Origin of the sequence: Prochlorococcus marinus subsp. marinus str. CCMP1375 (assembly GCF_000007925.1) — a bacterium.
GTDB lineage: Bacteria > Cyanobacteriota > Cyanobacteriia > PCC-6307 > Cyanobiaceae > Prochlorococcus_E > Prochlorococcus_E marinus.
Genome location: NC_005042.1, coordinates 1,018,429 through 1,045,179, shown reverse-complemented (window position 1 = coordinate 1,045,179; position 26,751 = coordinate 1,018,429). Strand labels below are relative to the sequence as shown.

Below are 26,751 nucleotides of genomic sequence, written 5' to 3'. Positions count from 1 at the left end.
CTATTAGATCGTTCTGTAAAACGATCTTTTTTTTCAATTTGTTTCCATAATAGATTTAATGTAATATTAACAATCCATATTCCTGAGAGTGCAATCCCTAAAAAATGTATTGTTATACCTGGATATTTCACGTGTGATTTATAAATTCATTCACATTTACTTTATGATAGATATCATCAAAAGATATAAAGAAAATTAGATCTTTTTTGCCAGATTATTTTGATGGGATTTAATTCTTCTGCTCACCCTCGTTTCAGTGGAGTTTTACTTCATCCCTCATCATTGCCTTCCGGAGGCGTTTGTGGAACTTTTGGTCAGCCATCAAGAGATTGGATCAAACTGCTTTCTGAGAATCAAATTGCTGTTTGGCAAATATTGCCATTAGCACCACCCGATTCATTTGGTTCTCCTTATAGTTCTCCTTCTGGATTTGCATTTAACCCTTGGTTCTTAGATGCTAATGACCTTGCTAAAGAAGGGTTCATTAATTCAGATGATATAAATGAATTTTCTGAGACCTTGCCTTCTGATTCTTCAAAGATAGATTTCACTCTTGCAACTCGTCGGTCTAACGAAATTGGCAAGGCATTAATAAAAAATTGGAAGAATCAAGATTCAGGAAAACAGATTGAATTTCTCGATTGGTCTTCCAATCAGCACTGGCTTGATGACCATGTGTGCTTTATGGAACTTCGTAGGCAATTTTCTTACCTCCCATGGTGGGAATGGCCTAGCGCTTTTTCTTCTCGTAACCAAAATGAATTAGGCCTCTGGAAGATTAAACACAAAGATGATTTATTAGAACATGCCCTGGTTCAATGGCATTTAAACCGTCAATGGAATCTTTTAAGAAAAATAGCCAAGAAATTCAATGTTGCTATTTTTGGAGATCTTCCTTTTTATGTTTCACGAGATAGTGCAGATGTATGGGGAAATCGATCTCTTTTTTCAATTTTCAGCAAAGGTGACCTTCATAGTCAAAGTGGTGTCCCTCCCGATTATTTTTCTGAAACTGGACAACTCTGGGGTACTCCTGTATATCGCTGGCAAAAACATAAAAGGACAAGATTTAGATGGTGGAGAAATAGAATTAGAAGACAATGGTTACAAGTTGATTTATTGCGCTTAGATCATTTCAGAGCTCTTAATTCATATTGGTCAGTTCCAGGGGGACAAAAGACGGCACAACATGGTTGCTGGTTGCCTTCTCCTGGATTGGAATTGCTTACTATTTTGCAGCAAGATTATGGTAAAAGTTTGCCTTTAGTAGCAGAAGATCTTGGAGTAATTACAAAGCAAGTTAATAGTTTGCGTGAACACTTTGGTTTTCCTGGTATGAAAATTCTTCAATTTGCATTTAATGGTGACCCTAGTAATCCTTATTTACCTGAAAACTTTATAGGGCATAAATGGATTGTTTATACTGGAACTCATGATAATTCTACTACAGTTGGATGGTGGGATGAATGTGACCCTGAGATTAAAAATAGAGTTTCAGAAGGATATGATGGAGCCTATAATTGTCCTTCATGGAAGTTAATAGATGTGGGAATGAAATCAAACTCAATATTATTTATATCGCCAATACAAGATATACTCTCTTTAGGTAATGAAGCCAGGCTAAATAAACCTGGTACAATTGAAAATAACTGGTCTTGGAAATTGGAACATTTTGACAATGATTTTAATAAATCAATTAGTAAATACGGAGAGGTATCTAGATCTAATGGACGCTCATCAGATAGTAGAAATAGCATAATTGATTATTTTTAATGCTATCATTTTCAGAGATAATTTCTATTCTTGTATAAACATATAATATTAATATAAACTAATTATTTGACAACATTAATCATAGGACTAATGGTTTGAACATTTTGTTTTGATAGGAATATGTGATGCCGGTTAAGAAGAAAAATAGTTAGAAAAATACAAGTAGAATATAACATTGATGATGGCCACCTAGATAAAAATGGCATTATTTTATCTCCGGCTAAATTTTCATTGTCTTTAACTTTCTTTTTACTTTCAGCTTGAGTAATTTCTCCAAGGCTAAATTTCTCTAAGCCTAATTCAATTTCTAGTATTCTTAGCATAGGATAAAGATAAGTTTGCTCAGGAAGTTGACTTGACCAACCATTCTCTATTGCTTCTATTACAGCAACTGAGATTTTTGTTTTAATTGATAATATAGATCGTGTAAGTTGCTGCTTTTCCCTTTCTTTCTTAAGCAATAGACCAGCTTCTTTTAGTAAGCGATCGCTCAATTTATCTCTTTTTATATTTGAATCTATTACCTGACCTCTTAGGAAATCTAATTTTTTGAACATAATTATTTATTTTAGCTTATTAATTGATTCCATTCTAATTCATTTATCTCTCTCCAGGCACCTTCTTTAAGCCCATTTAGTTTGATATTACCTATCTCTATCCTTATAAGGTCAATCACCGGATGTCCTAGTTTATCTGCAACCTTTCTGATTTGTCTGTTCCTGCCTTCAAACAATACAATTTCTAAAAGAGTATTATTGCCTTGTCTTTTAACTATATTTACAAGAGCCTTTCTAGTAGTCTTTTTATCTATTTCTATACCATTTCTCCATTTTTTTAGAGTATTTTTAGAAGGTACTCCAGTAATCAAAACAGAATACCTTTTCTTGTGATTAAATCTTGGATGGGTTAAGTGTAATGTTAACAATCCATTGTTAGAAATAATTAATGCTCCTCTACTATCCTTATCAAGTCTGCCTACAGGATGCATTCCTTTTTGTAAGTTATCAGGTAAAAGATCTAATACTGTTTTCCTGCCATGTGTATCTCTACAAGTACTGATAACCCCAGTTGGTTTGTTTAACAAAATAACTTTAGATGATTTTATATTTTTAGGAATTATATAGTCATCTATCCTAATAATATCAATTAAAATATCAGCTTTTTCGCCTAATGAAGCTATCTCATTATTTATAAATACCCTTTTTTGGTCTATTAGAGCTTCGGCTTTTTTCCTCGAGCATATGCCTGAATTGCTAATAATTTTCTGTAACCGTTCTTTCATTATATTTAAAATATTATTGCTATTAAATAGTTTATCGACATGATCAGAAAAATTTTGTTTGAGTATATTTTAAGCATGTAAAGGGTTGATTTTGTTTATAAATTTGCTGCTTATATCTATAGGATCAAGTTTTCTGGTAATTAATTTAATTATCTCTTTAATTCTAGCTGTATTAAGTTCATCGTCTTTAACTAATGACATTAAAAGTTTTTTTCTTATTTCTGAACCTTTACTACTTGTGAGCATTCTGATGCTATTACCAGCTACTGGCAAAAGCTCTATACTAGGATTGCTAGAACTATCTATTACAACTCCAAGTAGATTCTCAAGTCTATCTATGCGAATATTATTATTTTTATCGAAGATAATGTCCATAAGTATTTCTATTAATTCTTCATTTTCATCAGTTAATAAACGTTTTGCTACGTAAGGGTAGGCAAACTTTAAAATTTGGAACTCCGGGTCTAACTTTATTGCCAACCCTTCTTGGCTTACAACAGCCCTTATAATTAATGCAAAGCGTGATGGAACTCTAAATGGATAATCAAACATTAAATCTGAGAATTTGTCTGTAACTGTTTTTAAATTAAGAGAATTAACATCTTTATTGATAACACTTCCCAGTACTTCTTCTAATACCGGAGCTAATGTATTTATATTTTCATTTTCTGAGAGAAAACCTAGTTTCTTAAAATCCGTAGCTAATAATAAATATTCTTTATTTATTAAATGTACAATTGCCCCAGTAAGTGTTATTCGGTCACTATCACTTAAATTATCCATCATGCCAAAATCTACGTATCCTAAGTTTCCGTAGATGCCATTGTTACCTTTTATAGCAAATAGATTTCCTGGGTGAGGATCAGCATGAAAATAACCATATTCAAGTAGCTGTTGAACACCGCTTGTTACGGCTGTTCTTATAATTGCTGTTGGGTCAATACCATTGCTAATTAACACCTCTCTATTCTTTATTTTTGTGCCTTCAATCCAACTCGTAGTGATTACTTTCCTTGCTGAAAGTAATCTTTCAACTCTAGGAACTGTGACAGATTTATTATTTCTAAATAAACTTGCAAATTTTTCAGCATTGTCGGCTTCCTTTTCATAATCAATTTCTTTAAATAGAGTTATTCCGAATTCATCAATGATTTCGTCAAGGCCAAACCCAAGATTTAGAGGAAGGAATGGAGCTAAAAGTATGGAAATTGCTCTTATTATAACTAAATCTCTACGAATTATAAAGATTAAGTCTGGTCGCTGTATCTTTACAGCTACCCAGTAATTCTTATTTAACCTTGCTTTGTAAACTTGCCCTAGACTTGCAGAAGCTATTGACTTATCAGGGAAATATTCAAATATCTCATACACAGTCTTCCCTATTTCTTTGTGGAATATATCTAAAGCTTGGTGATGATCAAAGGGAGGTAAATCATCTTGAAGTCTTGTTAGTTCATCGAGCCATACTTGTTTAACTAGATCTGGTCTGGTTGATAATGCCTGACCTAATTTTATAAAACATGGGCCTAGATCAGCAATTGTATTTAAAAGATATTTTGCCAGATCTTTTTGGACTTCTATGTCATCATTATTACCTTCAATTAAAAACCTTATAATAAGCTTGATTGTTGTTAATGCAATGTGTATTAACCTAGGGATCATTATCCAAGGTCTTAGAATAAGCCAAATGAAATCTCTATTAGCTTTGTAAGTCAATGGTTCAGATTTCCTTTTTTTTCTTTGAGTTGTTTTCACTGTGTTGAAGTTCAAAGTAGAGCATTGGTCTCTCAGGCATTAAAGGCGATTCTATGCGGATAACTAGCCTGCTTACTTTTAGACGTGGTAATAATCTGTTTTTGCCAGCCCATGCTAGAGGAAAATCGTTGCCCATGGAAATACGGAGGTTGCTAAGAAATAAGCCAGGTATTTGGGATTTACCTGAATTACCTGACATTGGAGGTCCAACATCACTAGAGGGGGAAATACAAATTAGTCAACAAGAATCAGCTTTGGCTATTGGTGCAAAAAAAGGTTGGTACGGAGTTAATGGAGCAACGGGTTTATTGCAGGCTGCACTTCTTGCATTAGTAAAACCTAAACAGTCAGTTTTAATGCCTAGAAATATTCATAAATGCATCATTAACGCATGTTTGTTGGGAGATATGAATCCAGTATTATTTGACTTACCATTTTTAGAAGATAGAGGCCATTTCGTCCCGCCAAATATTTCTTGGTTTAAGAGTGTTTTACAAGCTATTGAAAAAGAAAACGTTGAGATTTCTGCTGTTGTTTTAACTAATCCTTTCTATCAAGGCTATGCAGTTGATCTAAAACCTTTTATTACTTTACTTCATGAGAAGAACTGGCCTGTTCTGATTGATGAAGCTCACGGAGCTTATTTCTCATCAAATGCAGACGATTCATTGCCAGAATCAGGATTGCAAGCAGGAGCAGATCTTGTTGTGCATTCTTTGCATAAATCAGCAAATGGGCTTGTTCAGACAGCAGCTCTTTGGTGGCAAGGGAATCTGGTAGATCCAGATCAAATAGAAAGAAGTATTGTTATTTTGCAAACTACAAGTCCAAGTGCTTTATTGCTTGCTTCTTGCGAAGCAGCTATAGCTGAATTGACAAGTTTGCAGGGCAAGCAAAAACTTAAAAAAATAATTAGCAAAGCCAGAGAACTTAATATTCAGCTTCGTCAGGAAGGATTGCCTTTACTTGAAAATCAAGATCCTTTAAAGCTTATCCTTCATACTGCTTCTATAGGAATCAATGGAATGGAAGCCGATTCTTGGCTAATTAGCAAAGGAATGATTGCTGAATTGCCTGAGCCTGGAACAATTACTTTCTGCCTTGGTTTTGCTATTCAGAGAGGTCTTACAAAAGTCATGAAGAATTATTGGGATGAACTTCTTTCATCCAACCTGGAGAGAAAAACTTTTCCACCATTCACTAAGCCTAACTTCCCTTTAATTACTATCTTGGGGACCTCATGTCTATCTGCTTTTATCGCTGATACTGTAAAGGTTCCTCTTGAGGATTCCATTGGGCGAATCTCCTCTGATTTAATTTCACCTTATCCACCAGGCATACCAATACTATTTCCGGGAGAGTTGCTTGATCAGAATCGAATTGACTGGATGATTGAACAAAGGAACTTCTGGCCTACTCAAATTCCTTCTGAAATAAAGGTAATTTCTTAATGACCCAAGCTTTTTATAGTAAAAGAATTGTTAGCGGTATGTTTGCCGGCACTTTTGGTCTTTTAGTTGTTGGTATTGGAGGGTTTTGGTTTACATTTGCACTTGGTTTAATAATTCATTTGGCACTTATTGAGTATTTTCGAATAACAGAGTTTGCAGGTATTAGACCTGCTACCAAAACTACTCTTCTGGCATGTCAAATACTTTTGTTTACAACTTATTTTGAAATTCAAGGAACTTTTCCTCCAGAGATTGCAAGTGCAGTATTAGCTATTGCAGGAGCAGCTATTTGTGGATGGTTACTTTTACAACCAGTCCCAGGATCTATTTCAGATATTGCAGCATCAATTTTTGGACTTTTTTATTTAGGCTTTCTTCCTAGTTATTGGATAAGATTACGAGGACTTTCTGACTATGATTTAAATGCCTCAATAAAACTAATGTCAATTAATCATCCAAATATTTTTACATTAGGGATGACAGTTACGCTCATTACTTGTTTTATGATTGTAGCATCTGATATTGGGTCTTATTACTTTGGTAGGATTTTAGGTAAGCATCCTTTATCTTTAATATCGCCACTAAAAACAATTGAAGGAGCTATTTGTGGTTTGCTTTGTTCTGTTTTAATAGGTATTATTTCAGCTATATTTATTAAATTTGATTTTTGGGGCTTATTATTTGGGGCAATTCTTGGTGCATTAGTTGGCTTGCTTTCAATAGTTGGTGATTTGATTGAATCGATGATGAAAAGAGATGCAGGATTAAAGGACTCTGGAAATGCTTTGCCTGGCCACGGAGGCATTTTAGACCGTATAGACAGTTATTTATTTACTCCTTCCATTATTTACTATTTAATTAAATTTATTTTACCTTCTTTGCTTGGTTAAGGAATAACTTTTGAGATTATATCAATATAAAGTTTGCTATCCTTGATAAATAATTGTTTAATATATATTGATTTATCCATAGGGAACTCCTTCCCTTGAGAGCTTTCTTTTTCTTGAAGGATTGCTTTACCTCTAATTGATTTTAATATTAATATCTTCTCTTTTGATTGAGACCTTGATTCATTAAATGCTTTTACTCGAAAGAGATTATTATTAATATACAGCTCAGAAAATTTTTCATCATCGAAAAAAGTTTGTGTGATCCAATCTCCTAACCAACCCCATTCCTCAGAGATAAATATTTGATTAAGTTGTTTCTGAGTTGCCGATAATTGACCAGAAATATTAAATTCGTTTTTAATTGTAACTAAATCAGTTTTTTTATTCATTATATTTAGCGCCAGCTTTATTTTATTTGTTTCTAGTTTCAGCTCTTGAATAGGTAAATTTCTGAAATTAATATTTTTCCCTTTTATTATTAGCTTTTCAACTTCACTGCCAAATGGATTTAACTTAAGACCTATTATTTTTAATTCTATTTCATCAATTGATTGACACTTACTTTTTATCCAGTAAATCAGACCTATTTCTATAACTCTTTCAATAGACAATTGATTACTCAAAAAATTATTCATTAATCAATCGTACTCTTCCCAATGTGATGCAACTAAATCTGGTTTATCTATATGAGGTAAATGACCACATTTTTCAAGCCTTTTGTGTGAACAATTCAAGAGCTCTATGCAATTGTTTCTTAGTGCTTTACTAAGTATTCTGTCATTTTCTCCCCAAATAATACTTAGAGGTTGTTCTGGAAGTGGCAGTCCGCAATTTGCTATACCTCCTTCTCGAGCAAATGCTGCAAGTGATCTTTTCCATCCAGGAACGTTTGTATGAATTGAAGCAATTTGTATTTCAGCTTTTCCGGCATGAATTGGATTTGAAAATGCTTGCTTGCATAGCATTGTTCTCACAAAAGATTGTTTTAAGAAACACGCACCTAATGAATCTAATGGAGGAGGAATGGGCTTTGGCTCACCCAGTATTCCTGCGGGGGATAATAACAAAATCTTATTTATAATTGAAGGATATTCTCTTGCAAACTGCAGAGCTATTCCTCCGCCCATAGATGCACCAATAAGACCTACCCCTGAAGTGTATTTTAGTGTTTTTAATAGTTTAATTAGATGATTAATAATAGGCTTAATTCCATAGGTTCCCTTTTTTGGCCTAGGGCAGAATCCGAATCCATAAAGATCAGGTATTATTAGTTTGAATCTTCCATTTAGATAAGGCGCTAATCTTCGGTATTCCATAAAGCAACTATCGAAACCATGAAGAAGTAATATTGGCGGCCCTTCTCCAATAATTGATATTGGATAAACATCAGAGGTATTTTCAGATACCCCATCTATATATAGCCAATTAACAGATTCAGTTAATTTAACGGCCAGTGGATCTATTAAAGAATTTTTAACCTTATTTAATTCCATAAATGTATTGGACACTTCTTTGATCATTACTAATAATTTTTAGCAGTTGAAAATGGTTCCTCTAGGAGAAATTTTTTCAATCTCTATTCTATCTGTTTCTAAAATTGCTTCCATAAGTGTTTCTTTATCTACTTTGAATGGTAAATTATGAATATCAGAGTCATCTCTACAAGAAAATATACAGGCCATTTCTAGTTCTTTCTTAGTTGTTAAATTAATTCCTAGAGATTTAAGATTAGTAGGAAGATTTAATTCTTTTAATAATGTTATTAATTGATTCTTTGCTTGCAATGCTAACTGATTACCTAATAACTTCTCCTCAATTCTTAGTTGAACTAATATGCCAAACCCAACGAGTTCCCCGTGAAGAGCCTTTTGTGTAAAGTCTAATTGTGTTAGACCATTGTGAACAGCATGCGCGGCTGCTGTTCTACATTTTGCACCACCTACTCCACCAATGAGTCCGGCTGTAAGAGAACAACTTTCTGCAACTCTTATCCATGAAGAACTATATGGATTTTGTAATGCATTAAAGCCATCTATTAACAATTGATCTCTTAACACTCTTGCCATTTGAACAGCTTGCTGTACGAGAGCATCATTAGAACCTGCATTGCTAAGAGATGCCTCATACCATTTTGCAAGTGCGTCAGCAATACCACTAGCAAGAAGTCTATTGGGTGCTTTTCTTACAAGAGAATAGTCAAATATTAATAATTTAGGACAGTTATTTAAAGTTTGATCTTTAATAAATGCCCCCTTTTTTGAATAAATATTTGCTAGTGCAGTCCAGCCTGCACAAGTTGAAGCACTAAGTGGAACCGTTATACAAGGTAAGTTTAAATTGTTAGCGATTAATTTTCCTGCATCTAAAACTTTCCCTCCACCAGAAGCAATTATTCCATCACAAGAACAATCCTTACATAATTGATATATACGATTTAAGTCAACATCACAACAATCATATTCAAGTTCAGCGTGAACTATATTTATGCCAATATTGATAAGATCTTTCTCCAACATTGATCTTAATTTAGAGGTGGAATGACTTCTTCCTAAGAAGAGAGGCTTCTTACATATTGATTGAATCAGACTCTTGCCTTCTTCCCAAGCACTTTCACCTCTAATAACTCTCTCAGGAGATATATTCTGCAAAAAATTTGTATTTTGCATATCTATTTTAAGCTAATTCTTATTAATAAAAATTTTATATACCTGCTGTTGCAAGTTCTGGCTTATTAGAATTCTTGTCTATATGCTTTACAATTACATTCTTATTCTCATCAATATCTACTTCTGCTTGATCACCATCTTTGATCTTCCCTGAAAGAACCTCTTCAGCAAGACTATCTTCCAGAAGTCTCATTACTGCTCGTCGAAGAGGCCTTGCACCATAGGAAGGGTTATATCCTTCTTCGACTAACCTTTCTTTAAATGCTTCAGATACTGATAAGGTAATACCTTTATCTTTTATTCTTGAGAAGACTTCTTTTAACATTATTTCTGCAATATCTTTTACTTCCATTCGGGTTAATTGTCTGAAGACAATTATTTCATCCAATCTATTTAGAAACTCAGGTCTAAAGTATTGCTTAAGCTCTTCATTTACTAGAGATTTAATTCTATTATATTGACTATCCTCAACGCTCTCTCCGGCCATTTCAAACCCTAAACCGCCACCACCTTTTTCTATAACTTTTGAGCCGATATTTGAAGTCATTATTATAAGTGTATTTTTAAAATCTACTGTTCTACCTTTCGAATCTGTTAGTCTGCCTTCTTCTAGTAACTGTAGAAGTAGATTAAAGACATCTGGATGAGCTTTTTCTATTTCATCAAAAAGTACAACTGTATATGGCCTTCTTCTAACAGCCTCTGTAAGTTGTCCTCCTTCATTGAAACCAACATATCCAGGAGGGGATCCTATTAATTTACTAACAGTATGTCTTTCCATAAACTCTGACATGTCTAGCCTTATCATGGCTTCTTCACTGCCAAAGAAATAGGCTGCCAATGCTTTGGTTAATTCTGTTTTTCCTACTCCTGTAGGTCCTGAGAATATGAAACTAGCAATAGGTCTGTTTGGGTTTTTAAGACCAACTCGTGCTCTTCTTATTGCTTTTGATACTGATTTAACAGCTTCATCTTGGCCTATTAGTCTTTGGTGCAATGTATCTTCCATATTTAGCAGTTTGACGGACTCACTTTCTGTTAATTTCTGAACCGGCACACCAGTCCAAGAGGCAACTATATGAGCTATATCTTCTTCATTCACCATAGGCATGGTTTGATTAATTTCTTCTTTGGTTGAATTATTAATTTCATTCTTTGATTCATCATTTTTTACTAACGCTACATCTTCAGAATCATTTTTAGAGTTAGATGAATCTTGTTTTGAATTATCTAGAATAGATCTTATTTTATCTCTTAGTTCAACTTCTTTTTCTCTAAGCTCTCCTGCTTTTGTGAAATCTTGATCTCTTACAGCTTCTTCTTTTTCTTTTTGTACTTTTCTTAATTCCTTGTCAACTTGTTTTGCTTCTGGAGGTAATTTAGAATTAAGAAGTCTAACTCTACTTCCAGCTTCATCTATTAGATCTATTGCTTTGTCTGGAAGAAATCTATCGGAAATATATCTGTCACCAAGATTTGCAGCCGCATTTAAGGCTTCATCAGTAATTTTTAATCTGTGATGTTGTTCGTAACGTTCTCTTAGGCCCTTCAGTATTTCGATTGTGTCTTCTATTGAAGGCTCGCCAATCATAACCGGTTGAAAGCGTCTTTCTAGAGCGGCGTCTCTTTCTATATGTTTTCTATATTCATCAAGAGTAGTTGCACCTATGCATTGAAGTTCACCTCTTGCTAATGCAGGCTTAAGAATATTTGCTGCATCAATTGCACCTTCAGCGGCCCCCGCACCTATTAAAGTATGAACTTCATCGATAACCAAAATTACATTGCCGGCTGATTTTATTTCTTCCATTATTTTTTTTAATCTTTCTTCGAATTCCCCACGGTATTTAGTTCCTGCTACAAGTAAACCTATATCAAGAGTTAACACTCGCTTCTCTTCCAAAATATCTGGTATATCGCCTTGTTGAATGCGTTGAGCTAATCCTTCCGCAATAGCTGTTTTACCTACCCCAGGCTCTCCAATAAGTACTGGATTGTTTTTTGTTCTTCTTCCGAGTATTTGTATAACCCTATCTATCTCATCATGGCGACCAACGACAGGATCAAGTTTAGATTCGCTTGCTAATTTAGTGAGATTTGTACCAAATTCGTCGAGTGTTGCTGTTTTTATTGAACCTTTGCCTGATCCTCCGCCTGCTGAAACTTCTGCTGTTTCGCCAAGCATTCTAATTACCTGTGTTCTTACTTTTGTAAGGTCAACTCCAAGATTTTCAAGAACTCTTGCTGCTACTCCTTCCCCTTCTCTAATTAGCCCAAGTAGAAGATGCTCCGTTCCAATGTAATTGTGTCCAAGTTGTCGAGCTTCTTCTAAAGAAAGCTCTAGGACTCTTTTCGCACGAGGTGTAAAAGGTATTTCTACAGCAACAAAGCCAGATCCACGACCAATTATTTTTTCAACTTCTACTCTGGAATCTTTTAAATTAACTCCCATTGATTTTAAAACCTTTGCTGCAACTCCAGTCCCCTCTCCTATTAATCCCAGGAGTATTTGTTCGGTTCCAACAAAATTGTGACCAAGTCTTCTAGCCTCCTCTTGGGCCAACATGATCACCTTGATGGCTTTTTCGGTAAACCTTTCAAACATATGGTCTCAGCCTGGTTCATTTACTCTAATTTATCAGGATTGAGATGAGTTTGTGTTATAAGTGAGCTTTCGTATAAACCGTAATCTTGCTTAAAATGAAATTCAGCTCTTCTCCTTAGGTTTTTTCTAGGACTTTAAAATCATATTAAATTCCAGACTCTTCACTTTGCTGACAATACTTTAGGGGGCTAATTAATAAAAAAGGCGCTGATAGATTATCGCATTATTGCCATCTTTGTATAAATTATATCTACATCTTACTTCTTCAAAATCCATTTTCTTATATAGTGCCTTGGCTGCGATATTTGTTTCTTTTGCATCAATAGTAGCAATTTTCATGCCAGATTTCTTTGCTTTATTTATTAACTCTGAGAGTACCCTTATTCCTAAACCTAGTCTTTGGTAAAGTGGGTCCACTGCTAAAAAGGTTATATTTAAATCACTCATTATTAGCCAGCCTGTAGCAAGAGCAAGTAAATCTGTACCTTTAACTATTCCTAGGCAAATTCTATTAGGATCAGTCAATTCCTTTTCCCATTGAGTATTATTCCAGATTCCATTAAGTGTTTTTAAATCAAGGTCAATACAGCGTTTTAGGTCTCGGATCCCTATCGTTATTACTTTTGTCTGCAGATATAAATCTAATTTTTGCATGTTTTTTCAGGCTGCATGATTAAATTTAGTAGTGAATGAAAAAGTTAAACCTTAAAACCTTTTAGTTTTGTCATGGCTATTTTGAGACCTTTTGAAAAAGATCAGGATAAATCAAGTCCTAATAGAAATATTGCTCCAATAACAGCAGCATTGGACTCGCAGGAAAGACTAAGTATTGGGGGATGCTTGTTAAGCAGCCTTGCTGAGAAATATGGAACTCCACTTTATATCTTAGATGAGTTGACATTGAGAACATCTTGTAGAGAGTATAAAGATGCATTAAGTAAATATTACCCTGGCGATTCAATACCTTTATATGCTTCAAAAGCGAACAGCTCTTTAATTATAAGTAATATAGTTGCTTCTGAGGGAATGGGTGTAGATGTAGTCTCGGAAGGTGAATTGATTACGGCTCTAAAAGGAGGCGTAGAAAGTTCAAATATTGTTTTTCATGGTAATAACAAATCTAAAAGTGAGTTGATAATGGCTTATAAAAATGATGTAATTATCGTTTTAGATAATCAATATGATATTGATCAATTAAGAGAAATAGTTCCATTTGGCAAGAGAAAAGCTAAACTTATGCTGAGATTTACACCAGGCATTGAATGTCATACACATGAATATATTAAAACAGGTCATATTGATAGCAAGTTTGGATTTGACCCTGATGAATTGGAAAGTATTTTTCTGCAATTTAAAGATATTGAATGGGGTGAATTGATTGGTCTGCATGCTCATATTGGCTCTCAAATATTTGAAGTACAACCTCATAAAGATCTTGCAGATGTAATGGCTAGTGCTTTGCAAACAGGTCGTAAGCTTGGCCATTCTTTAAATGCGTTAAATCTTGGAGGAGGACTCGGTATCAGGTATATCGCTTCTGACGACCCCCCTTCTATTAGTGATTGGGTTGAAGTGATCGCAGCAGCTGTTGTTAAAGCTTGTCGAGAAAGATCATTAGATCTCCCTTTATTAATGTGCGAACCTGGCCGTTCAATAGTTGGGTCAGCAGGGCTGACGCTTTATAAAATAGGATCCAGGAAGGAAATCCCAGGAATAAAAACTTATTTATCAGTTGATGGAGGCATGAGTGATAATCCACGACCAATTACATATCAATCCGAATACTCAGCTTGTCTTGTTGATAAACCATTGATTAGAGCAGATGAGGTCGTAACTATTGCTGGTAAGCATTGTGAATCTGGAGATGTTTTATTGAAGGACTTTCGTCTTCCTCGAAGCAATAGTGGAGATGTCTTAGGCGTCTTTTCAACAGGCGCATATAACTTTTCTATGAGCTCAAATTACAATCGAATTCCTAAGCCAGCAGCTATTATCGTTGGAAATGGTGAATCAGAATTAATACAAAAGAGGGAATTACCTGAAGATCTATTGCGAAATGATATCCTTCCAGATCGCTTTATTGCAAAAGGGTAGTTAACCTTAGGGAGCTTGGGCCTATGGATTGAACTTCTGGTGGTTAATAAACCTGCGCTTCTTGCTGGATGCACTTTTTGCTTCAGCGTTAGGGGTTTTACTTTTTTCAAGAGTTAAGGAGCCGAGAACTCTTTGGCTGTTGCGCGGATATTTATTTCTTGTTTCTCTTGCTTGGTTCGTACAGAGATATGCAAACCTTCCCATTACTTCAAAATTAATTGATGCGTTGGTTCTAGCTTGTTCTCTTTCTTTGGCGATTTTGTGGCAAGGAGAATTAAGGCGATTAATGGAATTACTTGGAACTGGTAGATTGGCTGTTCTCTTAGGAAATACTCAGAAAGAATTCGAAGCTAATACCAGTACAGTAACTCAATTATCTGAGGCAGCAGGAAGGCTATCTCAGAAACGTAGAGGAGCATTAATTGTTTTAGATATGGGAAGTGATTTGCGACCTGAAGATTTTCTTTATGCAGGAGTACCTATTGACGCAAAATTTTCTACAGAATTGTTATTAAATTTATTTGCATCAGAAACTCCTTTACATGATGGAGCTGTTTTGGTTAAAGGTAACAGGATTATTTCCGCAGGAGTTATTTTGCCTTTGTCAAGGCAAAGTATTAGTAGATATGGTACACGGCATCTTGCCGCTCTTGGTATTACAGAACGATTTGAGAGATGTATTTGTGTAGTAGTTTCAGAGGAAACAGGCACTTTGTCTTTGGCTAATCAAGGTCGCCTAGAAAGACCAATTACTAGCAGCAGATTATTAGATCTGCTAAAGGAATTTATGAGCTCTTCTACAGGATCTGCCGTTACAAAGCCAAATCTAGCTGTTAGTAGTTCGACTAAGTCTTTATCTTATAATCCAGAGGAAGCTTCAGTTGATTTAAAGACTGACTTGTCTCCTGAGCAAAAATAACCATATATTCAAATGAAAACCCCTATTGCGATTGGAGCAGAAAAGAAGTCTCTTATTACTCCGTTGCCAGCGTCAATAGATCCTCTTAGGTTGCCTGAGCATATTGCCATCATTATGGATGGTAATGGTAGATGGGCAAATGCAAAGAAACTTCCTAGAGCTATGGGACATAGTGCAGGCGTTGATGCTCTTAAACAAACTCTACGACTTTGCAATGATTGGGGGATAGGAGTTTTAACTGTTTATGCATTCTCTACAGAGAATTGGTCTAGGCCTAAGGAAGAAGTCAACTTCTTGATGACTCTTTTTGAACGTGTTCTTAAAAAAGAACTAGAGGCATTAAATCTTGAAGAGGTTCAAATAAGCTTTCTTGGTGATTTAGATCAACTTCCAACACGCCTGCAAGATCTCATTAATGAGGCAACAGAGTTAACCTCAGGGAATAATGGAATCCGTTTTAATGTTTGTACTAATTATGGAGGTAGGCGGGAATTGGTTTTAGCTGCTCAAAAGTTGGCACAAAGGGTATTGCAAGGAGATTTAGATCCTTCATTTATTGATGAGCATACCTTTGCGGGAGAACTCCTAACATCTAGCTATGCAGACCCTGATTTGTTAATACGTACAAGTGGAGAGATGCGAATAAGTAATTTTCTCTTATGGCAACTGGCTTATGCTGAAATACATGTCACAGATACATTATGGCCTGATTTTGATTCCATCTCGTTGACTAAGGCACTTATTGATTATCAATCAAGAAGAAGGCGTTTTGGAGGAGTAGATCCAACAGTTAATGATTACGACCAAGTTTAAAAACTTTCTTTATGACTTTGCTAAATCCTAATATACCAATTCGTCAAGAAGTTAAAGTACGTTTTGACTGGAGCTTGGAAGAGATTCAAGAGATCCTTGAAAAGCCTTTGTTTGAACTTCTTTGGGAGGCCCAAAATGTTCATCGATCAGTAAATCCAGAATATAAGGTTCAATTGGCGTCTTTGTTAAGTGTTAAAACAGGAGGCTGTGAAGAAGATTGTTCTTACTGTTCTCAGTCAATCTATAACAGTAGTGATGTTACCAACCAATCCGATTTTGATGTGAAAGGAGTTCTTGAGCAGGCTAAAGCAGCGAAAGCTGCGGGAGCTGATCGCTTTTGTATGGGATGGGCATGGAGAGAAATACGTGATGGCAAACCATTTGAAGCAATGTTGGATATGGTTAGAGGTGTAAAAGAACTAGGATTAGAGGCATGTGTAACAGGAGGAATGCTAACTAATCAGCAAGCAGCTCGTTTGGCAGAAGTTGGATTAAATGCTTACAACCATAATCTTGATACAAGCCCAGAGCATTACGACAAAATTATTTCTACACGTACTTATCAAGACCGGCTGGAAACATTACATAGAGTTCGTAATGCTGGCATCACTATCTGTTGTGGCGGGATTATCGGTATGGGAGAGACTTTAAAAGACAGAGCTTCTTTGCTAAGAGTTCTTGCAAATATGGATCCTCATCCAGAAAGTGTTCCTATCAATGCTTTGGTACCTGTAGAAGGGACTCCTTTAGAGAATCTTTCCATGGTTGATCCTTTGGAAATGGTACGGATGGTTGCTACTGCAAGGATTCTTATGCCTCGAAGCCGTGTTCGACTTAGTGCTGGTCGTGAACAATTGGGGAAAGAAGCCCAAATTCTTTGTTTGCTTGCAGGTGCAGATTCGATTTTCTATGGAGATACTTTATTGACTACAAGTAATCCATCTATAAAGGCAGATAGAGAGTTGCTTGCTTCTGCAGGTGTTTCAGTTAATTGGGACCTGTATGATTAATTCGTTTGAAAGTCAGAAAGTAGACAATGACTATAAGATAGCGGCTTTTTATAGTTTCTCGCCTATAGCTGAAAAGGTAATAACTACTTTCTTAAGCAAGCTGAGAATTATTGCAGAAAAGCATAATGTAAGAGGAACAGTTCTTGTTGCATTGGAAGGTATTAATGGAACAATTTGTGGCCCTGTAGAAGGTGTTACTGCTATGCAGAAACAATTAGATTCGCTTGATTTGGAGACTCCTTTAGAAATTAAATATAGCTACACTTCTAGACAAGCATTTAGGCGTTTTAAAGCTCGTAGAAAAAACGAAATAGTAACTATGGGAGTTGAGAACGTAGATCCATGCAAAACCACTGGTAAATATGTTGAACCTGAGGACTGGAATGCTTTCCTTGATGATCCATTGACTTTGGTTATTGATACACGTAATGAATATGAGATTTCTGTAGGCAGTTTTGATGGAGCAGTAAATCCTAGGACTGATTCTTTTCGCGAGTTCCCTGAATGGGTTGACAAGAAATTGCATAGCCTTTTGAAAAAAAAGAGTTTTAAAAAAATCGCATTGTTTTGTACTGGGGGCATTCGCTGTGAAAAAGCTAGTGCTTTGTTATTACGAGAAGGTTTTCCTGAGGTCCATCATTTGCATGGTGGCATACTTAGGTATTTAGAAGAAGTCCCAGAAAATGAAAGTCGCTGGAATGGAGAATGTTTTGTTTTTGATCAACGTGTGGCTTTGAATCATAAGCTCATGCCAGGGGTTTATAAACTTTGCTTTGCCTGTGGAATGCCTCTTTCTCCTCAAGATCAAAACGGAAAATATTATATTCCTAGTATTCAATGTCACCATTGTGTAGATCTTTTTAGTGATGATGATAGAGAACGTTTTCGGGAAAGACAAAGGCATATTGCAAGACTTGGAGAACGTTTCCCTGGGAACTCTATCTGGCCAAGTGCATGACTAAAGAATTATTAGATCTCTTAGAAAAACAAGCATCATCTTCAGGATTATTGTTAAGAATTCAGGTCCGGCGCCCACTTAATTTATGGACATTGAGATTAGTCGTCGGAAGGTATTTGGATTCCGAGAAAGTAAAAATATTAGGAGAGTTAAAAGGATGGGCTTATCACAATTCAAGTGGATTACAGCTTGATACTATGCAAGTCAGCAATGATGCTCCAATAGGAGTTGGGCATTTAATTTGGGCATCAACAATGGCTTGGGCTCTTGAAGAAACTCCGTGTAAGAAAGCAAGACTACTTGCTATATATGATGATGCTCAACAAAATAAAATACTAATTAGATATTTTCAACGACGAGGTTTCAGAAACGTAAAGGAAGTAGGATCTTCTCCTGTTGATTTGCCTTTCAGGATGGTTTGGGGCGGAGCAGGGAGCTTAATGGTTGCCAGCTGTTCTGAAGTTTATGAATATAGTCTTCGGCGCTGGGAAGCTACTAGATCAATAGTTGTTGGCAATTAGGTTTGTGGAAGTTCAGCATGATAACTACTTCTTACTAATGGACCACTATTGACTTTTTTGAAACCAAGTCCTTCGGCTATTCTCTTAAAGTGTTCAAAGTCTTTTGGAAGCCAATATTTTTGAACAGGTATATGCGCTAGCGAAGGACGTAGGTATTGACCAATTGTTACCTGTTGACAGTTGACTGAGCGAAGGTCTTTAAGAGTTTGGATTATTTCATCACTTCGTTCACCTAGGCCTAACATTAATCCTGATTTTGTTGGGATTTCGTTGTCAATTTCTCTAGAAGCTTTTAATAGTTCAAGAGACCTGTGGTAGGTAGCACCTCTGCGCACTTCTTTTTGTAGACGTTCTACAGTTTCAAGGTTGTGGTTAAAGCAAACTGGCTTTGCTTTAAGAACTATTTTTAAGCGCTCCCTTTGAATTTTTGTTGCTTTTATTTTGTCAATACATCCACCCCAAAAGTCAGGAGTTAGAACTTCAATAGATGTCGTGGGAGAAGTTTTTCTTATGGCATGAATTGTTCTTGAAAAATGAATTGCTCCATGATCATCAAGATCGTCTCTTGCGACAGAAGTTAAGACAACGTATTTGAGTTGTAATTTTAAAACTGCTTTTGCTACACGGATTGATTCATTTGGATCAATGTTTTGTGGTGGCATTCCTTTTTCTACTTGGCAAAAAGCGCAGCTTCGAGTGCAGATTGAACCACCTAATAGGAAAGTAGCTGTTCCTGATGCATAGCACTCACCTCTGTTTGGGCAGCGTCCTTCTTCGCATATTGTATTTAATCGATATTCTTTAACTAGGTTCTGTACTTTTTCTAATTGTGAGGCCGTACCTAAAGAGGGTTTTATCCATTCAGGTAGCCTTTCGCTTGGCTTAATTGCACTGTAACGAGTTTTTTTGTTTGTGGTTGTCATTTCTCGTTAAAATGTCTATTCGACTTCACGTCGACCTTCAATAGCCCTTGTTAAGGTCACTTCATCAGCATATTCCAGCTCACTTCCAACTGGTAGACCATAAGCAATTCTTGTGACCTTAACAAAAACTTTTAAAAGTCTTGCAATATAAAGGCTTGTAGTGTCACCCTCAACGCTTGGAGTTAGTGCAAGTATTACTTCGGCAGTACTTTCATTTGAAACTCTTTGAACTAATGCAGAAATGTTAAGCAACTCTGGTCCAATTCCATCCATTGGTGAGATAAGTCCACCAAGAACATGATAGAGACCTTTGTATTCTCGTGTCCTTTCTAAGGCTATTAAGTCTCTTGAATCAGCAACAACACAAAGCAATGATTTGTCCCTTTTTGGATTAAGACATATTTCGCATTCTATTTCAGCAGTGAGATGAAAACATTTTTTACATTGCCCGACCTTTGTTCTTGCATTTAGGAGAGCATTAGAAAAAGCTTTGATTTTTTCTTCAGGTTGTCGAAGTAAATGCAATGCAAGTCTTTGTGCTGTCCTAGGACCAATTCCAGGCAGTTGTTCAAATTGGTCTATTAGGTGAGCGAGTGGGCGTGTAAAGCTGCTCAGAGTTTTTAGGCATATATATAGAATTTAAACGCTCTTGCCCCTTAAAGTGAAATTTACTAATTCTTATATAAGTAAGTACATTGATCTTATAGATTGTTTTTTGTACAGAAAACCATGAAAACCTTCTTTAAATCTTCCGCAAGCCTTTTGTTGTTAATAGTACTTTCTATTTCGCTAGTTTCTTGTAGCTCAGGGATTACGGCCGGTTTAGAAGCATTTCAAAGTAATGATGGACGTTATGGTTTCTTTTATCCAACTGGATGGACACGCATCACTTTAAAAGGAGGACCTGAAGTTGTTTTTCATGACCTTATTAACAGTGATGAAACTTTGAGTTTGGTTATTTCTGATATTTCAGCGGATGTTGAACTTGAAAATATGGGCAGTCCTTCTGAAGTTGGTGAAAAGCTGATGAATAATCTGTTGGCTCCTAATGGTGGGGAAAGAGAGGCAGAGTTATTAGATGCTAAATCGAGAGTTGCTGACAATCACACTTTTTATGATATTGAATATTTGATTCATCTCCCTGATAAAGATCGTCATGAACTAGCAACAGTTGTTGTTGATAGAGGATCTTTATACACTTTTGCTGCCGGGACTAATGATTCCAGGTGGAATACTGTAGGTGATTTATTTGAAAGAGTTATAAGTTCATTTGTTTTTCTAATTTAGGAATAAAGCCTTTCTTTATTAATTTGCTCCTGCTTGAACTTTCCAAAGGTCAAAATATACCCCTTGGTTTTTAATTAAAAACTCATGAGTGCCTACTTCCGAGATAGAACCTTCTTGTAGGACAACAATCTTATCAGCATTTTTAATGGTGCTAAGTCTATGAGCAATAACTATTGTTGTTCTATTAGAGGTTACTTTGGATAAAGACCTTTGAATAGCAGCTTCCGTTTCATTGTCAACAGACGCTGTGGCTTCATCAAGAATTAGTATTGGTGCATCTTTAAGAATTGCTCTTGCTAAAGCTATGCGTTGGCATTGACCACCTGATAGCTTTTGGCCACGTTCACCAACAAGAGTTTGATAGCCTTCGGGAAGTTTTTCAATAAAATCTGCAGCTTCAGACAATATTGCTGCTTCATGTATTTGCTTTTGCGATGCACTGTTGTTCCCATATGAGATATTTTCTTCAATTGTTCCATGGAAAAGATATACCTCTTGACTTACAAGAGCTATAGATCTACGTAGATCTAGTAGATTATATTTATCTATACCTATTCCATCAAGTTTTATTTCCCCTGATTTAATTGGATAAAGCCTAAGAATTAATTTAACCAAACTACTTTTGCCGGAACCTGTTGAACCAACAATCCCGACTGTAGTACCAGCTGAAATATTCAGATTGAAATTAGTGAGAAGGTTATTTCTATTTTTATAATTAAAATAAACATTTTTAAACTCTATATTCCCTATTACATTTTTAGGCTCAAGTCTCAAAGAACCACCCGAAATCTCGATTGGTTTGTCAATTAAATCTAGGACTCTATTTGTTGATGCCATGGACCTTTGATATTCGTCTAAGACGTGCCCAAGTGTAGTTAGAGGCCATAATAGTCTTTGAGTTATAAATACAAGAAAACTGTATATCCCAATCTCTAATTCACCTTCCCAAGCCTGAAGGCCACCAACTATAAGAATTGCAAGAAAAGCAAATAAAATTGCAAAACGTATTAAAGGAATAAAGGCTGCTGAAAGTCTTATTGCATTTCTATTACTCCTTTGATAAGAGTGGCTATTTAATCTCAGTCGATCTAGTTCCCATGATTCGGTTGCAAAGCTTTTTATTGTAAGCATCCCCCCAAGATTATTGCTTAACCGTGCTGCTATATCTCCTGCTTTTTCTCGAACATCTTTGTATTTAGGAGCTAGCCTTTTTTGAAATCTGATAGATCCCCAAAGAATAATTGGAATAGGTATAAATGCAAATATTGCTACTCCTGGAGCTAAGAATGCCATTGCACCACCAACAAGAATTACAGTAACAAATAATTGAAGTAGCTGATTGGCCCCTTGATCTAAAAATCTTTCTAATTGATTTATGTCATCATTTAGTATTGCAAGCAACCTGCCAGTGCTATCACTTTCAAAAAATGATAGTTCTAGTTTTTGCAGATGGTTGTATGCTTGTATTCTTAAATTATGCTGAGTACTTTGCGCAAGGTTTCTCCAAAGTAAGCCATATAAGTATTCGAAAAAAGATTCTGCAGTCCATATAAGGAATGATGCAGTTGCAAGTATTAAAAGTTGAGTTGGTACTGACTCAAAGCCATAACTAGCAAGCCATGAGCTTTTTTCTCTTACGACTACATCAATAGACAAACCGATTAGAACAGGTGGAGCAAGATCAAAAAGTTTATTTAATATTGAACAAAATGTTGCTGATATTATTAGGAAACTTTGTTCGGACTGGTTTTTGGCCAGTCTGATTAGGGGGTTGCTTTTATTCTTTTTCAGAAATGTCATGCTAATGGTTTCATGTGCATTACTGTTTTGATTAAAGTCTGAATTCCTGAGTTGCAGCTTTTTTGCATACTTCACGAGCAGAATCTAGGTTGTCACCGTCGTTAATTCTTTGAAGAAAGCAATTGCATGTGAATTCTCCCATCTCTTTTGGGATTTTATTACTAGCATTAACCATCTCTTTCTTAAATCCATCTAGACAAAAAGATTTGATGATTCTGTCTAGACTTCCAGAGTGTGCATCTTCAAACGATAGAGAAGCTAATAGACCTATAGAAACAAGTAGAAGACGTGTTCCAAATTTTCTATGAAAGAAAATATTCATTCTCAAAATCCTAGCTTATGTATAACGGTTGATATTTAACTCTTTATTCATAACTTTTACTCTTTTGAGACTTTGAAAAATTTTAGTTGGCATCCCTTTGGGTAGATCGACCAAGCTATAACTTTCAAAAATCTGTATCCTTCCGATCATTCGACCATTTAAACCTGATTCGTTAGCTATTGCACCAACTATGTTCCCTGGCTTTACTCTGTCTCGATGACCAACATCTACTCTAAAACGCTCTTTGTCTTTTTCTGTAGTCCCTATATCTAAATCATTTCTACGACGACTTCTTCCACGATTATCACGTCGATCATTGCTTTTACGAAACCTTTCTGCTTGGTTGATCCAGCTTTCATCAGTATTAATTAATAACGGTGATTCACCTATAGACAGGTTTATTGCAGCTAAAGCAATTTCTTTAGGAGTGATTTCCAGTTCACTCTCTATTTCATTTATAACTTCTTTGATCAGGTTTGTTTCCTCTTGATCTTTTCGCTTTTGAGAAGCGGTTGTTAGAAGATCTCTCTTGATTTTTTGTATTCTATGGTTATTTATACTTTCATTATTAGGTATTTCCATCCGCTCAATACTTTGTCCAACAGCTCTTTCTAGATTGTTTAGGTAGGACCTTTCTCTTGGACTGATAAAAAGGATTGCTTCACCGCTGCGCCCAGCTCTACCAGTTCTACCTATCCGATGAACATATGCTTCAGAATCAAAGGGCATATCGTAATTAATCACTAGTCCTATGCGCTCTACATCTAATCCCCTAGCGGCAACGTCAGTTGCAACAAGAATATTTATGCCGCCTTGGCGTAATCTTTCGACAGTTCTCTCTCTTAGATTTTGAGGAACATCTCCATTTAGCACAGCCACATTGTGGTTTGATGCTTCCAGGCTTTCTGCCAGCTTTAGTGTAATAGCTTTTGTTCTTGCAAATATTATAACTCCTTCACCATAGTTAAGTTCAAGAACACGTCTCAATACTTCTAGCTTATAGCTATTCTGAACAGTTATATAATGCTGTCTAATTAGTTGAGCTTCTTTCTTTTTCGCCTTAATGGTTATTTCAGCGGGATCTCTAAGGTATCTTTTTGAAAGTTTTCTTATCTCCGGAGGCATTGTGGCAGAGAAGAGGACCATTTGACGCTCATTCGGTAATTGCTCAAGTATCCATTCGATATCATCTATAAAGCCCATACGCAACATCTCATCAGCTTCATCCAGGACTAGGCACTGGAGAGAATCTTGATTTAATGTCCCTTGGCGTATATGGTCCATTACTCGTCCTGGAGTTCCAACTATGATTTCAACACCTCTTTTTAAGGAATATATTTGTGATCGAAAATCAGATCCTCCATATACAGCTAAAATATTTATATTTGCATGACCTTCTGAGTATGCTTTAAAGGACTCTGCAACTTGCATTGCAAGTTCACGAGTAGGTGTTAAGACAAGTACTTGTGGGTTACGCTCTTTGCTATTTATTCTTTCAAGTAAAGGTAGAGCAAATGCTGCTGTTTTACCTGTACCAGTTTGAGCTTGTCCAAGCAGATCTCTCCCCAGCATTAATTCTGGGATAGAAGCTTTTTGAATTGGTGTAGGCTCTTCATACCCTTTGTTCTTAAGGGTTTTTAGTAAGGCTTCACTAAAACCGAAACCTTCGAAACCATTACTTGCCTTCTCTACATTTTCAAGCTGAGAAGCATCAACTTCTGTTATGGAAATATGTTCTTCAGTTTCACTTTCAATAGAGATAGATGGATCTGAATTTGAAGAAACATTAGAAGTACTTATGTCTTCGTTGGACTTCGTTTTTGCCATTTAAGAGATTAAACACCTGATAACCCTTAAAATCAGGCAGACAACCTCCAATCGGCAATAACCGTGCTTTGTTGACGCGCCTTTTAAAAGGGGTCTTTTAAATCTATCATTTTGTGAGTCGGATTAGATCATAATTTTGGGTCTATTTGTTTATTTCCTTAAGAGATGACTAGATCTAATTTAGTTCTTGCTCTTGTTATTGCTGTGTAGATTAATCTTCTTTCGTAATTTTCATTTCTTATCAATTCATTATTTGCTGATTCTTTTGTATTAATTGGATCAGGCCAAAGACAAATAACATGTTCTGCTTCACTCCCTTGAGCTTTATGGATTGTTGTAGCAAATGCAGGTTCAAGACTTTTTACTCTTGCTGGATGAATTAGTTGAGTAGTGATTCCTTTTTCTAGTGAATTGACTCTAAACAATAGTTTTTTGTTTTGATCTTCACCTATTACTACCCCAATATCACCATTTGCTAGATGTATTTCAGATTGATTTGCACCACATATGACAGGAGTCCCTTCAGGCCAACTTGAGACACCTTCATCTGATTGATTCCCTAATATGGTTTGATGTATATGTTCAATACCCCATAAGCCATGTCTTCTAGGACATAAAACAATTAACTCTTCAAGGCAATCTAGAACTCTACTTGTTAACTTTTGGTTATAAGAATGTAGGTTTCCTGTTGGATTAGATCGTAAATAGACTCTTGCTTCTTTGGTATGTGACCTTAATTTATTTTGGTGCTCCTTTATTTTGTTTACAATTTGAATAGGGATTACTTCTTTAGTTGATGAAAGTACGTTTACATTTGATGAAGAAGGAATGTTTTTAAGCTCCATAAAGAAGCAACTTAGTCCTTTGTTTCGAATTACTTTTGCTAATGAAGCAACTTCTCCTCTCGTTCGATATAGCTTGCTTAGATGAATTGCACAGTGTTTAAATATTTCGCGGGTGCTTTCTTCTTGTAATTTATGCCAAACAGCACCATTCCCCACTGGTGCTAGTTGGTCTGGGTCACCCACTAATATTAATTGACTTTCTTTTGGCAGTGCATTTAGAACAGCTTGCATTAATGAAAGGTCAACCATAGACATTTCATCTATTACAAGAATGTCAAGTTGTAGTTTGTTTTTTTTACCTTTGAGAAACTTACCTTCAACAGCTTGTAGCCAACGATGAAGAGTTAAACAGGGAATTTTTGCTAATTTAATTTTGTATTCTTCATCCAAGTTCAGGCTTGATTGTTGGATTGTTTCTTCTAGTCGTCTAGTAGCTTTCCCTGTAGGAGCACCAAGGCCGATCTTTAGATTTGGATGGATTGATAATGCTTTAATTAGCATATTGACAATTGTATGCGTTTTACCTGTACCAGGTCCGCCACTTAATAGAATCAGATTGTGGTTAGAAATTGCTTCAACTGCAGACAATTGTTCTAAGTTAAGGGCTGAGAATCCTTGTCTAGTGAGGGTCTCACAATTTTGATCTTTTTTAATCCTTTGTTGAAATGACTTATAAGTTAATTGATCAATAACATTTTGCATTTCCTCACTCCAACGTCTCCAACTGAGATAATTGCCTTGAAGAACCATTGGAGAATTATATTTATTTATCCACCCACTATCCAAAAGCACTTTCATATGTTTATTAGGCCATCCACTCCCTTTTAGATTTATCTGTGCTTCAACTTCGTCTATCTTTAAATATATTTCACCTCTTGATAAGGATTCCATAAGCAATTTAACCAGATCTTCTAGATGAGGTGATGAATCGTTTTGAGAAGTTGTTTTTATTAGGAGCTTATTTAAAGCACTTACAAGGTTTTCAAGAGATTTAGGTTCATTATTCATCT

General features: G+C 35.7%; 24 protein-coding genes. 10 read left to right on the top strand and 14 right to left on the bottom strand.

Annotated elements, in window-relative coordinates; translation table 11 throughout:
* Window positions 1-222: 222 nt before the first annotated feature.
* Window positions 223-1,773: a 4-alpha-glucanotransferase gene (malQ, locus tag PRO_RS05500; protein ID WP_011125268.1), complete on the top strand. Its 1,551-nt coding sequence runs from the start codon at window positions 223-225 to the stop codon at window positions 1,771-1,773.
* Window positions 1,774-1,835: 62 nt separating this feature from the next.
* On the opposite strand, the gene PRO_RS05495 is transcribed toward malQ, so the two are convergent.
* The 3 genes from PRO_RS05495 to PRO_RS05485 all read right to left on the bottom strand — a co-directional run bounded on the left by PRO_RS05495 (window position 1,836) and on the right by PRO_RS05485 (window position 4,771).
* Entirely contained in the window at window positions 1,836-2,330 is a 495-nt protein-coding gene (locus PRO_RS05495) for a helix-turn-helix domain-containing protein (protein WP_011125267.1), read from the bottom strand.
* An 11-nt stretch (window positions 2,331-2,341) separates the two neighbouring features.
* Window positions 2,342-3,055, bottom strand: a complete 714-nt coding sequence (locus PRO_RS05490; protein WP_011125266.1) for a pseudouridine synthase — start codon at window positions 3,053-3,055, stop codon at window positions 2,342-2,344.
* A 69-nt stretch (window positions 3,056-3,124) separates the two neighbouring features.
* Window positions 3,125-4,771: an ABC1 kinase family protein gene (locus tag PRO_RS05485; protein WP_011125265.1), complete on the bottom strand. Its 1,647-nt coding sequence runs from the start codon at window positions 4,769-4,771 to the stop codon at window positions 3,125-3,127.
* A gap of 92 nt (window positions 4,772-4,863) precedes the next feature.
* Between PRO_RS05485 and PRO_RS05480 the strand changes: the two genes are divergently transcribed.
* Window positions 4,864-6,261, top strand: a complete 1,398-nt coding sequence (locus PRO_RS05480; RefSeq protein ID WP_036892278.1) for an aminotransferase class I/II-fold pyridoxal phosphate-dependent enzyme — start codon at window positions 4,864-4,866, stop codon at window positions 6,259-6,261.
* The gene (locus tag PRO_RS05475) at window positions 6,261-7,151 is read left to right on the top strand and encodes a phosphatidate cytidylyltransferase (protein ID WP_011125263.1); all 891 of its coding nucleotides are present in this window, start codon (window positions 6,261-6,263) and stop codon (window positions 7,149-7,151) included. The genes PRO_RS05480 and PRO_RS05475 overlap by 1 nt, the downstream gene beginning before the upstream one ends.
* Here PRO_RS05475 and PRO_RS05470 read toward each other — a convergent pair.
* The 5 genes from PRO_RS05470 to PRO_RS05450 form a co-directional block, all read right to left on the bottom strand.
* Entirely contained in the window at window positions 7,148-7,786 is a 639-nt protein-coding gene (locus PRO_RS05470; RefSeq protein WP_011125262.1) for a hypothetical protein, read from the bottom strand. The two genes, PRO_RS05475 and PRO_RS05470, sit on opposite strands and share 4 nt — an antisense overlap.
* 3 nt (window positions 7,787-7,789) lie before the next feature.
* The gene (locus PRO_RS05465; protein WP_011125261.1) at window positions 7,790-8,671 is read right to left on the bottom strand and encodes an alpha/beta fold hydrolase; all 882 of its coding nucleotides are present in this window, start codon (window positions 8,669-8,671) and stop codon (window positions 7,790-7,792) included.
* A 12-nt stretch (window positions 8,672-8,683) separates the two neighbouring features.
* Complete coding sequence (locus PRO_RS05460; RefSeq protein ID WP_011125260.1) at window positions 8,684-9,817, bottom strand: iron-containing alcohol dehydrogenase family protein; 1,134 nt, start codon at window positions 9,815-9,817, stop codon at window positions 8,684-8,686.
* A gap of 34 nt (window positions 9,818-9,851) precedes the next feature.
* Complete coding sequence (locus PRO_RS05455) at window positions 9,852-12,422, bottom strand: ATP-dependent Clp protease ATP-binding subunit (RefSeq protein ID WP_011125259.1); 2,571 nt, start codon at window positions 12,420-12,422, stop codon at window positions 9,852-9,854.
* A gap of 192 nt (window positions 12,423-12,614) precedes the next feature.
* The gene (locus PRO_RS05450) at window positions 12,615-13,076 is read right to left on the bottom strand and encodes a GNAT family N-acetyltransferase (RefSeq protein ID WP_011125258.1); all 462 of its coding nucleotides are present in this window, start codon (window positions 13,074-13,076) and stop codon (window positions 12,615-12,617) included.
* A gap of 72 nt (window positions 13,077-13,148) precedes the next feature.
* Here PRO_RS05450 and lysA point away from each other — a divergent pair, with 72 nt between their 5' ends.
* The 6 genes from lysA to PRO_RS05420 are packed head-to-tail and all read left to right on the top strand — an operon-like array spanning window position 13,149 to window position 18,737.
* Window positions 13,149-14,516: a diaminopimelate decarboxylase gene (lysA, locus tag PRO_RS05445; protein ID WP_011125257.1), complete on the top strand. Its 1,368-nt coding sequence runs from the start codon at window positions 13,149-13,151 to the stop codon at window positions 14,514-14,516.
* A gap of 28 nt (window positions 14,517-14,544) precedes the next feature.
* A complete protein-coding gene (gene cdaA / locus PRO_RS05440) occupies window positions 14,545-15,435 on the top strand; it encodes a diadenylate cyclase CdaA (protein ID WP_011125256.1) in 891 nt (296 codons plus the stop codon).
* A 12-nt stretch (window positions 15,436-15,447) separates the two neighbouring features.
* A complete protein-coding gene (locus PRO_RS05435; RefSeq protein WP_011125255.1) occupies window positions 15,448-16,248 on the top strand; it encodes an isoprenyl transferase in 801 nt (266 codons plus the stop codon).
* A gap of 11 nt (window positions 16,249-16,259) precedes the next feature.
* Window positions 16,260-17,258, top strand: a complete 999-nt coding sequence (bioB, locus tag PRO_RS05430) for a biotin synthase BioB (RefSeq protein ID WP_011125254.1) — start codon at window positions 16,260-16,262, stop codon at window positions 17,256-17,258.
* Complete coding sequence (locus tag PRO_RS05425; protein ID WP_011125253.1) at window positions 17,251-18,216, top strand: rhodanese-related sulfurtransferase; 966 nt, start codon at window positions 17,251-17,253, stop codon at window positions 18,214-18,216. The genes bioB and PRO_RS05425 overlap by 8 nt, the downstream gene beginning before the upstream one ends.
* Window positions 18,213-18,737, top strand: coding sequence for a hypothetical protein (locus tag PRO_RS05420; protein ID WP_011125252.1), 525 nt, complete (start codon window positions 18,213-18,215; stop codon window positions 18,735-18,737). The genes PRO_RS05425 and PRO_RS05420 overlap by 4 nt, the downstream gene beginning before the upstream one ends.
* Here the strand turns inward: PRO_RS05420 and lipA are convergent.
* Both lipA and recR read right to left on the bottom strand, forming a co-directional pair.
* Window positions 18,734-19,660 (bottom strand): lipoyl synthase, encoded by a 927-nt coding sequence (gene lipA / locus PRO_RS05415; protein WP_011125251.1) that lies wholly within the window; start codon window positions 19,658-19,660, stop codon window positions 18,734-18,736. The genes PRO_RS05420 and lipA overlap by 4 nt on opposite strands.
* Before the next feature lie 15 nt (window positions 19,661-19,675).
* Window positions 19,676-20,275 (bottom strand): recombination mediator RecR, encoded by a 600-nt coding sequence (recR, locus tag PRO_RS05410; RefSeq protein WP_193328872.1) that lies wholly within the window; start codon window positions 20,273-20,275, stop codon window positions 19,676-19,678.
* Window positions 20,276-20,389: 114 nt separating this feature from the next.
* Between recR and psbP the strand changes: the two genes are divergently transcribed.
* Window positions 20,390-20,947, top strand: a complete 558-nt coding sequence (gene psbP / locus PRO_RS05405; protein WP_011125249.1) for a photosystem II reaction center PsbP — start codon at window positions 20,390-20,392, stop codon at window positions 20,945-20,947.
* Between the two features lie 18 nt (window positions 20,948-20,965).
* Here the strand turns inward: psbP and PRO_RS05400 are convergent, their stop codons facing one another.
* From PRO_RS05400 to PRO_RS05385, 4 genes are all read right to left on the bottom strand, one after another.
* Entirely contained in the window at window positions 20,966-22,747 is a 1,782-nt protein-coding gene (locus tag PRO_RS05400; protein WP_011125248.1) for an ABC transporter ATP-binding protein, read from the bottom strand.
* A 31-nt stretch (window positions 22,748-22,778) separates the two neighbouring features.
* Window positions 22,779-23,069 carry a hypothetical protein gene (locus tag PRO_RS05395; RefSeq protein WP_052039723.1) on the bottom strand — a complete coding sequence of 97 codons (291 nt, stop codon included), beginning with the start codon at window positions 23,067-23,069 and terminating at the stop codon, window positions 22,779-22,781.
* Window positions 23,070-23,084: 15 nt separating this feature from the next.
* On the bottom strand, window positions 23,085-24,896 hold the full coding sequence (locus PRO_RS05390) for a DEAD/DEAH box helicase (protein ID WP_011125246.1): 1,812 nt from the start codon (window positions 24,894-24,896) through the stop codon (window positions 23,085-23,087).
* Window positions 24,897-25,054: 158 nt separating this feature from the next.
* Entirely contained in the window at window positions 25,055-26,749 is a 1,695-nt protein-coding gene (locus PRO_RS05385) for an AAA family ATPase (RefSeq protein WP_011125245.1), read from the bottom strand.
* Window positions 26,750-26,751: the final 2 nt, after the last annotated feature.